The sequence below is a fragment of the Candidatus Methanoplasma cognatum genome (assembly GCA_009777615.1).
Classification (GTDB): domain Archaea; phylum Thermoplasmatota; class Thermoplasmata; order Methanomassiliicoccales; family Methanomethylophilaceae; genus Methanoplasma; species Methanoplasma cognatum.
This window is the reverse complement of record WRLM01000001.1, coordinates 1-16725: the sequence shown is the minus strand read 5'-3', so window position 1 is coordinate 16725 and position 16725 is coordinate 1. Positions and strand designations below refer to the sequence as shown.

At 56.8% G+C, this 16725-nt stretch carries 1 protein-coding gene; it reads right to left on the bottom strand.

The genetic code is table 11. The annotated features are described in order from the left end of the window. Positions 1–221 precede the first annotated feature (221 nt). Positions 222–16715: a hypothetical protein gene (locus FWG96_00005; GenBank protein ID MCL2031654.1), complete on the bottom strand. Its 16494-nt coding sequence runs from the start codon at positions 16713–16715 to the stop codon at positions 222–224. Positions 16716–16725: the final 10 nt, after the last annotated feature.

The window sequence follows — 16725 nt, the reverse complement described above, 5'->3', positions numbered from 1 at the left end:
ACGCCCCGCAGTCACCTCCGTGAGCTCCTGCCCCCTACCAACCATCGACCGCATCATCATATTCGGATGCGGAGTGCGACGGATGACTGATAGTCATCTTTCTGCTCATTCCGATTCCCCACATGACTATAAAAAAATAGATAAGGGCCGGACCGGCACGAACGCATAGACCTTTCGCAAGGCTGCATTCCGCACGGCCGGCACCTTCATTGCCGCATTCCTTAACCCTGTGCCGCTATCACCTCTATGATATGGGAGTTCTGCACGCCGCAGAATGTATAGGACCCAAGATCCGCATCCTCCTGAGAGAGGGGCACACCGTCCACGATCACCGCAGATATGGTATATCCCTCAGCTGCGCTGAAAGTGACGGTATGGTCAGCTCCTTCAATGACTGCAAACGATCCGCTTGATACTACCCCCTCGCCTGCCTCCACTTCAATTAAGAACATGGCGGCGAAGTACGCAATATATTCCGTATCATCGGAGTGCGGGCCGACATACAAGAATGAGCTTGCAGAGCCGTCTTCCCAGCAAAGGAAAGCATACTCTCCGGAGACCGATACGGAGTAGATCATTATCTCATCTGCAATGTCGATGTAGAACGGTCCCTCGTACGGGATTGGCGTGGTCATTCCGGGCAGCGACCAGGCAAACGCCCCTGCGGGGTCTGCAGTCAGAGTGATCAGGACATTGTCGCCGAGCGTGTAAGTGGCGGTTAGCACGGCGCCGCCGAAGGGCATGGTGAATGTCCTCAGAACGGCGTCAGTGCCATCCTCCCAGCACAGGAAAGAATATCCATTCTGGAATGGGTATTCAGACACCGGAGCGATGCTTACCACCTCAACGATATCGCCTGCGTCGAATACAACCGGCGTGCCGGCGTAATCATACCAATCCGTCGTTCCCAGGAGTCTGTACTGGAAGGTACCGATCCCAGCGGGGTCCGTTTCCAGAGTCAGGACGGCTGCGTCCTCCGCGAGGAAGTACGCAGCGTATTCCGCATCGCCGGCAGCGGGGACACCCACATGCCAGGAAGGGTTTGCGGAAGCGCCGTCCCAGTACCAGAAGACATATCCGGGCTCCGCAGCGGCCTCGATCGTCAGATCGTCGCTCTTGTTGATGAGGAACGGTACGCCGCTCACGTACGGAACGGCCGCCGTCATTCCAGGCAACGACCAGGAGAACACTCCCTCGCCTGATGCGGCGGTCAGAGTTATCTCGGCCGTGTCGTCGGGGTCATCAGAGAGGAAGTATGCTGTAAGCACGGCGCCGCCGGAGGGCATGGTGAATGTCCTCTGAGCGGCATCGGTGCCATCCTCCCAGAACCGGAGGGTGTATCCGGGTTCCGCAACTGTTCTGATCTCGATAACATCGCCCGCGCTGAATACCTCCGGAGTGCCTGCGGCATAGGTAAGCCAATCCGCCGCTCCCTGGAGCCTGTATTCAAATGTGCCGGTCCCTGCGGCATATGAATCAAGGGTCAATGCGTCAATGACCGGGATGGTTCCGGCATCGCTGCCACGACCACTTATCCACTCACATGTCGTCTTCACAGTCACATCTACAGGACCTGTTATTACCCCTTCTCCAAAGTCCGCCCAGTACCCAAGGTCTGATGGTCCGATGATCCACACAACTTCGCCCAAGTTGGCCTCGATCGGCTCACCAAGATTGTAGAGGATGTTCGCAGTCATGTTAGGCAGTTTCCACCAGAAATATGCATTTTCATCTCCTGCTAGCACCATATCCTCGATGTCAGAAGGTATGTCATATTCTACATATCCCCTGCCATCCAAATCATTGGTGAGGAAATATGCATACACAGTCTCGCCTGCTTGATCGAAATTGTCGATTGTAAACAGGCCTGACTTACCATCTTCCCAGAACCTGAATTCATAGTCACTTCCGGGGACTGCGTTGAGCTCTATGTGGTCATGGACATTGAATAGCTCGCCGGAAGTATATGCGGCCCATTCTGTCATTCCGAAATACCTGTACTGGAAGGTGCCGGCTCCGCTGGGCATTGGGATAATAATCAACGGGGCCGTGTTGCTTCCGAGGAAGTACGCTGTGTAACCCTCCGTGCCTGAGCTGCCACTGTGGTTGGCCACATTCAGGATTGGGTTTGCAGTACCGTTACTCCAGACCTTGAAGTCGTATCCAGATTCCGCTGTGGCCTCGACGAACAGTTCATCGCTCTTGTTGATCCTGAACGGCACGCCGTCCACGTACGGAACGGTTCCGGTCATTCCATACAGCCACCATGTGAACGTTCCCGCTCCCGACGGTACGTCGGTCAGGGTTATCTCTACCCAGTCGCCAATGGCATTTGAGACAAAGTACGCTACATCCGACTGGTTACCGAGGGACATATCAAATGGCCTTACGGGGTCAGTGTCCGCATCCTTCCAGAAAAGGAAGGTGAACGAGGGTTGCGCATCTGCCCTGACAATCACGTCGTCCGTCTTGTTGAACGTCATTGTCGTTCCTACGAAGTTATACCAATGCGTCATTCCAAAACCATCGAACTGGTACTTAAAGGCGCCGGACCCCGTGGGGTTGTCTCCCAGAGTCAGGTCGGCCGTATCATTGGGGTCGTCGGAGAGGAAGTACGCAATGTATTCTTTCTCGTCGTCATCCAGATAGAAGGAATATATGTCCCTGAGTGCAGTCGTAACTGGTTCATCTATCCAGAACTTGAAGGTGTAGTCGGGTTCCGCTCTGGCCCTGATGGTCAGGTCATCGATAAACCTGTTGACGTAGAACGGTCCGGTGTCGGTATATTCGAAAGCGTAGGGCATTCCGTATACCTGCCAAGTGAACGTTCCAGCTCCCGACGGGACATCGGTCAGGGTCACCTTGACCCTGCCGCTGGGTTCGTCCGCAAGGAAGTATGCGACACCGAAGTTATTGATGCTGTCGAATGACCTGACGGGGTTGGTGTTTGTGATTACCTCCCAGTACTGGAAGGTATACCCTTGTACACCGACCGCTCTGACCTGTACGGTATCGCCGACGTTGAACAGCTCCGAGCCTGTGTATGCGGCCCAGTCTGTCATTCCGGAGAGCATGTACTCAAAGGTGCCCAGCCCGAACGGTACCGCCAGAAGTTCCAGGGCGAACCTCTCGGCGGGGTTGTCAGAGGTGAAGAACGCAGTGTACGTCTCTGTGCCGGTGGTGTTGAGGAGGTGGTCGCCCACATACCTGGTGGGGCTTGTGGAAGCATCCTCCCAGACCAGGAAGGTGTGTGTGAGTGCCTCTTCGGCCCTGATGGTCAGGTCATCGATCTTGTTGATCTCAAACGGTACGCCGCTCACATACGGAACGAACGCAGTCATTCCGTCCAGCTGCCAGGAGAACGTTCCTCCTGCCGACGGCACGGCGACCAGGGTTATCTCAACCGTGTCGCCTCCGAGGAAGTATGCGGTAAGGTCTCTGTCGATGGACATTATGACCGTCCTCTCAGGGTCGTCGTCGGCATTCTCCCAGAACATGAAGCTGTATCCAGGTTCAGCGTTCGCCTTGACCTCTACAACATCGGTGTCGTTGAACGTCACCGCCATGCCCGGGTATGGGATCCAGACCATCATTCCCTGGAGCCTGTAATCAAAGGTACCGGCTACGGGGTTGACGTCGGGTAACGCCTCAAGGGTCAGTTCGGTCGTCTCATCGGGGTCATTTGAGAGGAAGTACGCAGTGTATTCCTCTGTGCCGGTGGTGTTGCCAGAGTGGTCGCCTACATGCCTAATCGCAATGGCGGCAGTGTCGTCCATCCAGAACTTGAAGGTATGTGTGGGTGCTTCTTCGGCCATGATCCACAGGTCGTCGTCCTTGTTGATCACGAACGACGCGCCGCTAGCGCACGGGAAGGATACGGTCATTCCGTCCAGTTGCCAGGAGAACGTTCCTCCTACCGACGGCACGGCGGTCAGGGTTATCGTTACCCAATCGCTGGAGTTGTCGGAGAGGAAGTATGCCGTCAGCACATTGTCGCCTGGCACCGATGACATCGTATGTGTCCTCGATGGGCTGGTGCTGGTATCCTCCCAGAACCGGAAGGTGTATCCGGTTTCCGCAGTCGTTCTGACATCTACGGCATCGCCGATGTTGAATTGCACCGGCGAGCCCAGATATTCTATCCAGTCCGTCATTGCCGGATACTTGTACTCGAAGCTGCCGGCGGTGACATCGGGTGACGCCAAAAGGGTCAAGGTGGCCGCGTTGGTGGTGTCGAGGAAGTACGCAGTGTAATCCTCCGTGCCAGTGGTGTTGCTGAGATGGTCGCCCACATTCCTGATGGCAGTTAGGGTGCTGTCCTCCCAGAACAGGAAGTCATATAAGGGCGCCTCATCGGCCTCGATCGTCAGGTCGTCGTCCTTGTTGATCGTGAACGACGCGCCGCTAGCGCACGGGAAGGATCCGGTCATTCCGTCCAGCCACCATGTGAATGTTCCTCCTGCCGACGGGTCGGCGGTCAGGGTTATCGTTACCCAATCGCCGGGGTTGTCGGAGAGGAAGTATGCTGTCAGTGTCTCATTGGTGTAAGGAACTGAAGACATAGTGTATGTCCTCGGGTTGCTGTTAGTGCTGTCCTCCCAGAACCGGAAGGTGTATCCGTTTGTCGCATACGTATTGATCTCTACGACATCGCTGGGGTTGAGTTGTACCGGCATGTTGTAAGTGGTCCATGACGATGCTCCGTTAACCCTGTACTCAAAGACGACATCCGCAGCGGCGGGGGACGACTCGAGGATCAGGACGACCATGTCAACTCCGGAGAAGTACGCAGTGTAGCTCTTGGTGTCGGTGACGTGTGTGCCCACGAGCCTTTCCGCGCTTGTGGACGAATCCTCCCAATACATGAAGGTGCCCGTATCATCTATGGCCTCGATCGTCAGGATGTCGGTCTTGTTGATCACGAACGGCACTCCCTCCACATACGGAACGGATGCGGTCATTCCATCTAACCACCATTCGAACGTTCCCGCTCCTGCTGGCGATGCGGTCAGAGTTATCTCTACCTGATCGTCGGGGTCATCGGAGAGGAAGTATGCGGTCAGTTCATTCTCGCCAGGCACCGCTGACATCGTATGTGTCCTCACAGAGTTGGTGGTGTAATCCTCCCAGAACTGGAAGGTGTATCCGGCTGCCTCAATTACTCTGATCTCTATGACATCGGTGACGTTGAATTGCTCCGGCGGCGTGCCGACATAGACCACCCATGTCGTTGTTCCGGGGAGCCTGTACTCAAATGTGCCGCCCAGAGGGGGACTCGATTTGAGTATCAGTTCGACCGCGTTGTCACTGAGGAAGTACGCAGTGTATTCCTCTGTGCCGGTGGTGTTGCCGAGATGGTCGCCCACATATCTGAGGGGGTCTGTAGAGTTGTCGTCTGCCCAGTACTCAAAGGTATAGTCGGTTGCTTCTATGGCCTCAATGGTCAGTTCGTCGCTCTTGTTGATCGTGAACGGAGAGCCGCTCACGTACGGAATGAACGCGGTCATTCCGTCCAGCTGCCATTCGAACGTTCCTCCTGCCGAGGGGTCGGCGGTCAGAGTTATCGTTACCCGGTCGTTGATGTTGGGAGATAGGAAGTATGCTGTCAGCACGGCGCCGCCGGCGGGCATTGTGAATGTCCTCTCAACGTTGGTGCTGGTATCCTCCCAGAACCTGAACGTGTATCCGTTTGCCGCAGTTGTTCTGACCTCTATGTCGTCACCAACATTGAACCATACCGGCGTACCCGCTGTGTAGGGGAACCAGATCGTCGTGTCCATTCCCAGGAGCCTGTACTCGAAGGTACCAGCTGGGGGGGTGTCGTCAGGTGACGCCACAAGAGTCAGGGAGACCGCAGCGGGACCGAGGAAGTACGCAGTGTATTCCTCTGCACCGGTGGTGCTGGGGTGGTCGCCCACATGCCTGACTAGGTCTATGGAGTTATCCTCCCAGAATCTGATGTCATATCCCGGAGCCTCTATGGCCCGAACGGTCAGGTCATCGGTCCTGTTGATCGTGAACGGAGAGCCGCTCACGTACGGAATGAACGCGGTCATTCCGTCCAGCTGCCATTCGAACGTTCCGCCTGCCGACGGGCTGGCGGTCAGGGTTATCTCTACCTGATCGTTGACATTGGTTGAGAGGAAGTATGCCGTAAGCGTGGTGTTGCCGGCCGGCATTGTGTATGCCCTCTCGGGGTCATCGCTGGTGTCCTCCCAGAACAGGAAGCTGTATCCTGCTTCGGCGTTCGCCTTGACCTCTATGCCCAAACCGGAGTTGAATTGCACCGGTACGGTGTAAGGGGTCCATGACGTCGCTCCCTGTATCCTGTACTCAAAGGTACCGGCTGCGGGGTTGACGTCGGGTGACGCCTCAAGGGTCAGATACGGCGCAGCGGCGTCAAGGAAGTACGCAGTGTATCCCTCTGTGCCGGTGGTGTTGGTGATGTGGTCGCCCACAATCCAAGTTGGGGTTGTGTAAACATTCTCCCACGAGATGAAAGTGTATCCTGCCTCTTCCATGGCATGAACGATCAGATCATCGCTCTTGTTGATCACGAACGGCACGCCGGGCACGTACGGAATGAACGCGTTCATTCCGTCCAGCTGCCAGGAGAGCGTTCCAGATCCCAACGGGTCGGCGACCAGAGTTATCTCTACCTGATCATTGACATTGGTTGAGAGGAAGTATGCTGTGAGGGTGTCATCGCCCAACACTGTGTATGTCCTTACGGGTATGTCATTTGTGTTCTCCCAGAACATGAAGTCGTATCCGGAAGGCGTGATCACTTCGATCTCTACGATGTCGTTGAGGTTGAATGCCAGCGTCGTGCCTGCGTCGCAGTATTCCCATGTCGCCACTCCCTGTATCCGGTACCGGAAGGTATCGGTTACGGGGACGGTTACGGGCGACACCTCGAGGGTCAGGTCGAACGCGTTGAGGTCATCGAGGAAGTACGCTTTGTATTCTGCGTTAGAGAACTGCATTCCGACGTTCCTCGTCATGCCTGCCGAGGCATCATCCAACCAGTACTGGAAGGTGTAGTCCTGCGCCTCGTCGACCTTGATCGTCAGCATATCCATCATGTTGACAAAGAACGGCGTGCCGCTCACGTACGGAACGTAAGCGGTCATTAAGGGCAGAGTCCAGGAGAATATTCCCGCTCCCGACGGGATGTCGGTAAGGGTTATCTCGATCGCGCCGGGCATGAGGAAGAATGCGGTCAATTCATTATCGCTTGGCGTCGATGACATCAAATGTGTCCTCTCGACATTGGTACCGGCATCCTCCCAGAACCGGAAGGAATATCCGGGCAGCGGTAACGGTATTGCTTTGACCTCTACGTTGTCGCCGGCGTTGAACCAAACCGCCGTGCCGGGATAGGGCAACCATGCCGACGTTCCCTGGAGTCTGTACTCAAAGGTGCCGGTCATGGACGGGTTTGCGTTCAGGGTCAGGCCGACCGCGTTTAGGTCGTCGAGGAAGTACGCAGTGTATCCCGCAACGCCGGTGGTGTTGGGGAGGTGGTCGCCCACATGCCTCGTTGCACCGGCGGCAGCATCGTCCATCCAGAACTTGAAGGTGTAGTCGGTTTCCGCTTGGGCCTCGACGAACAGGTCGTCGCTCTTGTTGATCGTGAACGACGCGCCGCTAGCGCACGAGAAGGATCCGGTCATTCCGTCCAGCCACCAGGTGAATGCTCCTCCTGCCGACGGGTCGGCGGTCAGAGTTATCGTTACCCGGTCGTTGATGTTGGGAGATAGGAAGTATGCTGTCAGCACGGCGCCGCCGGCGGGCATTGTGAATGTCCTCTCAACGTTGGTGCTGGTATCCTCCCAGAACCTGAACGTGTATCCGTTTGCCGCAGTTGTTCTGACCTCTATGTCGTCACCAACATTGAACCATACCGGCGTACCCGCTGTGTAGGGGAACCAGATCGTCGTGTCCATTCCCAGGAGCCTGTACTCGAAGGTACCAGCTGGGGGGGTGTCGTCAGGTGACGCCACAAGAGTCAGGGAGACCGCAGCGGGACCGAGGAAGTACGCAGTGTATTCCTCTGCACCGGTGGTGCTGGGGTGGTCGCCCACATGCCTGACTAGGTCTATGGAGTTATCCTCCCAGAATCTGATGTCATATCCCGGAGCCTCTATGGCCCGAACGGTCAGGTCATCGGTCCTGTTGATCGTGAACGGAGAGCCGCTCACGTACGGAATGAACGCGGTCATTCCGTCCAGCTGCCATTCGAACGTTCCGCCTGCCGACGGGCTGGCGGTCAGGGTTATCTCTACCTGATCGTTGACATTGGTTGAGAGGAAGTATGCCGTAAGCGTGGTGTTGCCGGCCGGCATTGTGTATGCCCTCTCGGGGTCATCGCTGGTGTCCTCCCAGAACAGGAAGCTGTATCCTGCTTCGGCGTTCGCCTTGACCTCTATGCCCAAACCGGAGTTGAATTGCACCGGTACGGTGTAAGGGGTCCATGACGTCGCTCCCTGTATCCTGTACTCAAAGGTACCGGCTGCGGGGTTGACGTCGGGTGACGCCTCAAGGGTCAGATACGGCGCAGCGGCGTCAAGGAAGTACGCAGTGTACGTCTCTGTACCGGTAACATTGGTAAGGTGGTCGCCCACAATCCAGGTTGGGGTTGTGTAAACATTCTCCCATGAGACGAATGTGTATAATGCCGCTTGCTCGGCATGAACGGTCAGGTCATCGCTCTTGTTGATAGTGAACGGTGCGCCGGGCACGTACGGAACGAACACTGTCATTCCGTCCAGCTGCCAGGAGAGCGCTCCGCCTGCCGACGGGTCGGCGGTCAGAGTTATCTCGACTACATCACTTCCAAGGAAGTATGCGGTGAGGATGTCATCGCCCAATACTGTGTATGTCCTTACGGGTACGTCGCTTGAGTTCTCCCAGAACTTGAAGCTGTATCCGGAAGGCGCGACCGCTCCGATTTCCACTACATCGTTGATGTTGAACGTCAACGTCGTGCCTGCAACGCAGTAATTCCATGCCGCCGCTCCCTGTATCCTGTACTGGAAGACATCGGCGGTGGCGGGGATGGTTGCGGGCGACGCCTCAAGGGTCAGGTCGGCCGTGTAGAGGTCGGAGAGGAAGTACGCTTTGTATTCCCTGTCAGTGAACTGCATTCCGACGTTCCTCGACATGCCTGCCGAGGCGTTGTCCAACCAGTACTTGAAGGTGTAGTCCTGCGCCTCAGCGACTGCAATGGTCAGGTCATCGATCATGTTGACAAAGAACGGCGTGCCGCTCACGTACGGAACGAACGCGGTCATTCCGTTCAGCTGCCATGAGAATATTCCCGCTCCCGACGGTATGTCGGTAAGGGTTATCTCGATCGCGCCGGGCAAGAGGAAGTATGCGGTCAGCACATCTCCGCCAGGAGATATTGTGACCGATCTCTCATCATTGGTGATGGCATCCTCCCAGAACCGGAAGGAGTATCCGGGCAGCGGTAACGGTATTGCTTTGACCTTTATGCCGTCACCAGCGTTGAACCAAACCGGCGTGCCGGGGTAAGGGACCCATATTTCTGTTCCGGGGAGCGTGTACTCGAAGGTACCGGTCATCGCCGGTTCTGCGTTCAGGGTCAGGGTGACCTTGTTGAGGTCATCGAGGAAGTACGCAGTGTACTCCTTGGCAGTGACGTTGGGGTGGGTGCCCACTTGTCTCAGCATGCCTGCGCTGATGTCATCCGTCCAGTACTTGAAGGTATAGTCGGTTGTTGCCGCAACGACCTCGATCGTCAGAACGTCGTTCTGGTTGATCCGGAACGGCGTGCCGCTCACGTACGGAACGGATGCGGTCATTCCTGGCAGCGACCAAGAGAATATTCCCGCTCCCGACGGTATATCTGTCAGAGTGACCAGAGTCTGGTTTCCTAGCTGGTTGGAGAGGAAGTATGCGGTCAGCGCGGCTCCGCCGGCTGCCATTGTGACTGTCCTCTCGGCGTTGTCGTCGGCGTTCTCCCAGAACTGGAAGATATACCCGGATGCGGGGAATGTCCTTACCTCTACGACATCATCGATGTTGAATGCCACCGGTATGCCGATATAGTTGTACCAGAGGGAAGTCCCTTCAATTCTGTACTGGAAGGAACCGGTTCCCGGATGGTACGTGTTCAAGGTAAGGTAGACTCCGCCCGGGCCGAGGAAGTACGCTGTGTAATCCTCCGTGCCCGTGGTGTTACCGGAGTGGTCGCCCACATGCCTGATGGCAGTTAGAGTGTTGTCCTCCCAGTACCTGAAGGTGTATGTGGGTTCCGCTTCGGCCTTAATGAACAGGTCGTCGTCCTTGTTGATTTCGAACGGCGTGCCGCTCACGTACGGGACGTACTCGGTCATTCCGTCCAGCTGCCAGGAGAATGATCCTGCTCCCGACGGGCTGTCGATTAGAGTTATCACGACCGTGTCGCCTCCGAGGAAGTATGCGGTCAGCGCGGCTCCGCCGGCTGCCATTGTGACTGTCCTCTCATCATTGAAGTCGGCGTTCTCCCAGAACTGGAAGCTGTATCCTGGTTCGGCGGTCGCCTTGACCTCTACGACATCGCCGATGTTGAACCACAACGTCGGCGTGCTGCTGTATGTGACCCATGCTGTCATTCCCTGGAGTCTGTACTCGAAGGTACCGGCTTCCGGGGTGACGTCGGGTGACGCTTCAATGGTCAGAGTGACCCTGTTGGGTCCGAGGAAGTATGCTGTGTATTCCGCAGTGGCTGCAGTGTGTGTGCCCGCATTCCTGAGGAGGCTTGTGGAAGCATCATCCCAGAACCGGAAGCTGTGTGCTGGTGCCGGCGTGGTCGTGATCCACAGGTCATCGCTCTTGTTGATCTCAAACGGTATGCCGCTCACGTACGGAACGAACGCGGTCATTCCGTCCAGCTGCCATTCGAACGTTCCCGTTCCCGACGGGTCGGCGGTCAGGGTTATCTCAACCTTGTCGCTTCCGAGGAAGTACGCGGTGAGGATGTCATCGCCCAATACTGTGTATGTCCTTACGGGTACGTCGCTTGCGTCCTCCCAGAACATGAAGTCATATCCGGAAGGCGCGACCGCTCCGATCTCCACTACATCGTTGATGTTGAACGTCAGCGTCGTGCCTGCAACGCAGTAATCCCATGCCGCCGCTCCCTGTATCCTGTACTGGAAGACATCGGTGGTGGCGGGGATGGTTGCGGGCGACGCCTCAAGGGTCAGGTCAGCCGTCTCGCCGGGGAGATCACAGAGGAAGTACGCAATGTATTCCGTATTTGCGAACTGCATTCCGACGTTCCTCGACATGCCTGCCGAAGCGTCGTCCAACCAGTACTTGAAGGTGTAGTCCTGCGCCTCGTCGACCTCGATCGTCAGGATGTCGGTCATGTTGACAAAGAACGGCGTGCCGCTCACGTACGGAACGGAATCGGTCATTCCGAGCAACTGCCATGAGAATATTCCCGCTCCCGACGGGATGTCGGTAAGGGTTATCTCAACCGCGCCGGGCGCGAGGAAGTATGCGGTCAATTCATTCTCGCTTGGTACCGATGACATCGTATGTGTCCTCTCGGCATTGGTGCTGGCATCCTCCCAGAACCGGAAGGAGTATCCGGGCAGCGGTAACGGTATTGCTTTGACCTCTACGTTGTCGCCGATGTTGAACCGAACCGCCGTGCCGGGGTAGGTCTCCCATACCGGCATTCCCTGGAGTCTGTACTCAAAGGTGCCGGCCATGGCCGGGTCTGCGTCCAGGGTCAGGCTGACCGCGTTGAGTTCGTCGAGGAAGTACGCAGTGTACTCCGCAGGAGTGCCGGTAAGGTGGGTGCCCACATACCTGGTGAGGCTTGTGGAGTTGTCATCCCAGTACCTGAAGGTATAGTCGGTTGCCGCAGCGACCGCGATCGTCAGTTCATCGTTCCTGTTGACTTCCAGCGGTCCTGTTCCGTAAGAAACGGACGTGGTCATTCCGGGCAGGGTCCAAGTGAACTCCTGCGCCCCTCCCGACGGGCTGTCGGTCAGAGTGATCTGGACCCTGTTGGGCGTGTTGATGAGGAAGTATGCTGTGTGCGAAGCGCCGCCTGCAGGTATTGTGAATATCCTCGAGTTGGTGCCGTCGGCATCCTCCCAGAAGCGGAAGCCATATCCGTTTAACGGAATTGCATTTACCTCTACATCATCGCCGATGTTGAATTGCACCGGCATGCCAAAGTAGCTGTACCATGTGGTGGTACCCGCAAGCCTGTACTGGAAGGAACCGGTTCCTGCGGGATATGCGGTCAGGGTAAGATCGACCGAGCTGGCTCCGAGGAAGTACGCAGTGTATTCCGCGTTGGCTGCTGTGTGCGTGCCCACATTCCTCGTTGCACCGGCGGCAGTGTCGTCCATCCAGTACCTGAAGGTGTATGTGAGTTCCGCCTCTACCGCGATCCACAGGTTGTCGTCCTTGTTGATTTCGAACGGTACGCCGCTCACGTACGGGACGTACGCGGTCATTCCGTCCAGTTGCCAGGAGAATATTCCCGCTCCCGAGGGACTGTCGGTCAGAGTTATCTCAACCTTGTCGCTTCCGAGGAAGTATGCGGTAAGCACGGCTCCGCCGGCTGCCATTGTGACTGTCCTCTCGACGTTGTCGTCGGCGTTCTCCCAGAACAGGAAGGTGTATACTCCTTCGGCGGTCGCCTTTACCTCTACTACATCGCCGATGTTGAACCACACCGCCGCGCCGGGGTATGCGACCCAGTCTGTCATTCCCTGGAGCCTGTAATCGAAGGTACCGGCTGCGGGGTTGACGTCGGGTGACGCGTTCAGGGTCAGAGTGACCCTGTTGAGTCCGAGGAAGTATGCGGTGTATTCCTCCGTGCCTGTGCTGAGGAGGTGGGTGCCCACATTCCTGAGGAGGCTTGTAGAAGCATCATCCCAGAACCGGAAGCTGTATGTAGGTGCCGCCGCGGTCGTGATCCACAGATCATCGTCCTTGTTGATCGTGAACGGCGCGCCGGGCACGTACGGAACGAACGCGGTCATTCCGTCCAGCTGCCATTCGAACGTTCCCGTTCCCGACGGGTCGGCGGTCAGAGTTATCTCGACTACATCACTTCCGAGGAAGTATGCGGTGAGGATGTCATCGCCCAATACTGTGTATGTCCTTACGGGTACGTCGCTTGCGTCCTCCCAGAACATGAAGTCGTATCCGGAAGGCGCGACCGCTCCGATCTCTATGACGTCGTTGATGTTGAACGTCAGCGTCGTGCCTGCGTCGCAGTAATTCCATACCGCCGCTCCCTGTATCCTGTACTGGAAGACATTGGTTATGGGGATGGCTGCGGGCAGCGCCTCAAGGGTCAGGTCGGCCGTGTAGAGGTCGGAGAGGAAGTACGCTTTGTACTCCGCAGTGTCTGCAATATGCGTGCCGACATTCCTCAGCTGGCCTGCCGAAGCATCGTCCAACCAGTACCGGAAGGTGTAGTCGGTCGCCTCGTTGGCCTCGATTATCAGATAGTCGCTCTTGTTGATCTCAAACGGTGTGCCACTCGCGTACGCAACGAAATCAGTCATACCGAGCAGCTGCCAGGAGAATATTCCCGCTCCCGACGGTATGTCGGTAAGGGTTATCTCGACCGTGTCGCCTCCGAGGAAGTATGCGATCAGCAGCTCTCCAGTAGTGGACATTGCGACCGTCCTCGTGGTGCTGGTGCTTGTATCCTCCCAGAACCGGAAGGAGTATCCTGGTTCTGCGGCTGTTCTGACCTCTATGTTGTCGCCGACGTTGAATTGCACCGGCGTGCCGGGATAGAGTTCCCATACCGCCGTTCCCTGGAGTCTGTACTCAAGGGTACCTGCTCCGAGGGGCGACGCCTCGAGGGTCAGGGTGGCTACGTTGGAACCAAGGAAGTACGCAGTGTACTCCGCAGGAGTGCCGGCAAGGTGGGTGCCCACATACCTGATGAGGCTTGTGGAGCTGTCATCCCAGTATCTGAAGGCATAGCCGCTTGCCGTAACGACCGTGATCGTCAGTTCATCGTTCCTGTTGATTTCGAACGGCGTGCCGCTCACGTACGGAACGGAGTCGGTCATTCCGGGCAGGGTCCAAGTGAACTCCTGCGCCCCTCCCGACGGGCTGTCGGTCAGAGTGATCTGGACCCTGTTGGGTGCATCGATGAGGAAGTATGCTGTGTGCGAAGCGCCGCCGACAGTTATCGGGAATGTCCTCGCATTAGTGTCATCGTTATCCTCCCAGAAGCGGAAGCTATACCCGATTAACGGAATTGCTTCTACCTCTACGTCATCACCGATGTTGAATGGCACCGGCGAGCCTGTGTAGTTGTACCATGTGGTGGTACCCGCAAGCCTGTACTGGAAGGTACCGGTTCCTGCGGGATATGCGGTCAGGGTAAGGTCGACCGTGCTGGTTCCGAGGAAGTACGCTGTGTAATCCTCCGTGCCCGTGGTGTTACTGGAGTGGTCGCCCACATTCCTCGTTGCACCGGCAGTAGTGTCGTCCATCCAGTACCTGAAAGTGTACGTGGGTGCCGCCTCTGCCGCGATCCACAGGTCGTCGTCCTTGTTGATTTCGAACGGTACCCCGCTCACGTACGGGACGTACGCGGTCATTCCGCTCAGCTGCCAGGAGAATATTCCCGCTCCCGAGGGGCTGTCGATCAGAGTTATCACGACCGTGTCGCCTCCGAGGAAGTATGCGGTCAGCGCGGCTCCGCCGGCTGCCATTGTGACTGTCCTCTCGACGTTGTCGTCGGCGTTCTCCCAGAACAGGAAGCTGTATCCTGCTTCAGCGGTCGCCTTTACCTCTACGACATCGCCGATGTTGAACCACAACGCCGGCGTGCTGTTGTATGTGACCCATGCTGTCATTCCCTGGAGCCTGTACTCGAAGGTACCGGCTTCCGGGGTGACGTCGGGTGACGCCTCGATGGTCAGAGTGACCCTGTTGAGTCCGAGGAAGTATGCGGTGTATTCCTCCGTGCCTGTGCTGAGGAGGTGGGTGCCCACGTTCCTGGGGAGGCTTGTAGAAGCATCATCCCAGAACCGGAAGCTGTATGTGGGTATCGCCGTTGTCGTGATCCACAGATCATCATCCTTGTTGATCGTGAACGGTGCGCCGGGCACGTACGGGATGTAAGTGGTCATTCCGTCCAGCTGCCAGGAGAACGTTCCCGTTCCCGACGGGTCTGCGGTCAGAGTTATCTCGACTACATCACTTCCGAGGAAGTATGCTGTGAGGATGTCATCGCCCAATACTGTGTATGTCCTTACGGGTACGTCGCTTGCGTCCTCCCAGAACATGAAGTCATATCCGGAAGGCGCGATCGCTCCGATCTCTATGACATCGTTGATGTTGAACGTCAGCGTCGTGCCTGCGTCGCAGTAATTCCATGCCGCCGCTCCCTGTATCCTGTACTGGAAGACACCGGTTATGGGCACGGCTGCGGGCAACGCCTCAAGGGTCAGGTCGGCCGTCTCGCCGGAGATATCAGATTGGAAGTATGCTGTGTATTCTGTGTTTGCGAGCTGCATTCCGACGTTCCTCGACATGCCTGCCAAGGCGTCATCCAACCAGTACTGGAAGGTGTAGTTGGGCGCCTCATCGGCCTCGATCGTCAGAATATCGATCGTGTTGACCAGGAACGGCGTGCCGCTCACGTACGGAACAGATCCGGTCATTCCGTCCAGCTGCCAAGAGAATATTCCCGCTCCCGACGGAATGTCGGTAAGGGTTATCTCGACCGTGTCGCCTCCGAGGAAGTATGCGGTCAATTCATTCTCGCTTGGTACCGATGACATCGTATGTGTCCTCTCGGCATTGGAGCTGGCATCCTCCCAGAACCGGAAGGAGTATCCTGATCCCGCGGTTGCCTTGACCTCTACGTTGTCGCCGATGTTGAACCAAACCGCCGTGCCGGGATAGGCTTCCCATACCGGCGTTCCCTGGAGTCTGTACTCAAAGGTGCCGGCTGCAACGACAGGCGATGCTTCAAGGGTCAGGGTGACCTTGTTGAGGTCATCGAGGAAGTACGCAATGTATTCCTCTGCGCCAGTGCTGAAGGGGTGGGTGCCCACATACCTGGTGAGGCTTGTGGAGCTGTCATCCCAATACCTGAAGGTATAGTCGGTTGCCGCAACGACCGCGATCGTCAGTTCGTCGCTCTTGTTAATGAAGAACGGCGTGCCGCTCGCATACGGAACGGATGCGGTCATTCCGGGCAGGATCCATGTGAATGCCTGCGCCCCTCCCAACGGGCTGTCGGTCAGAGTGACCTGGACCCTGTTGGGTACATCGATGAGGAAGTATGCTGTGTGCGAGGCACCGCCAGCGGTTATCGTGAATGTCCTCGCATTAGTATTATCATTATCCTCCCAGAAGCGGAAGCTATACCCGGATAACGGAATTGCTTCTACCTCTACATCATCACCGATGTTGAATTGCACCGGCGAGCCTGAGTAGTTCTGCCATACGGTGGTACCCGCAAGCCTGTACTGGAAGGAACCGGTTCCTGCGGGATATGCGGTCAGGGTAAGATTGACTGCGCCGGCTCCGAGGAAGTACGCGGTGTATTCCGCAGTGGCTGCAGTGTGCGTGCCCACATTCCTCGTTGCACCGGCGGTAGTGTCGTCCATCCAGTACCTGAAAGTGTACGTGGGTGCCGCCTCTGCCGCGATCCACAGGTTGTCGTCCTTGTTGATTTCGAACGGTACGCCGCTCACGTACGGGACG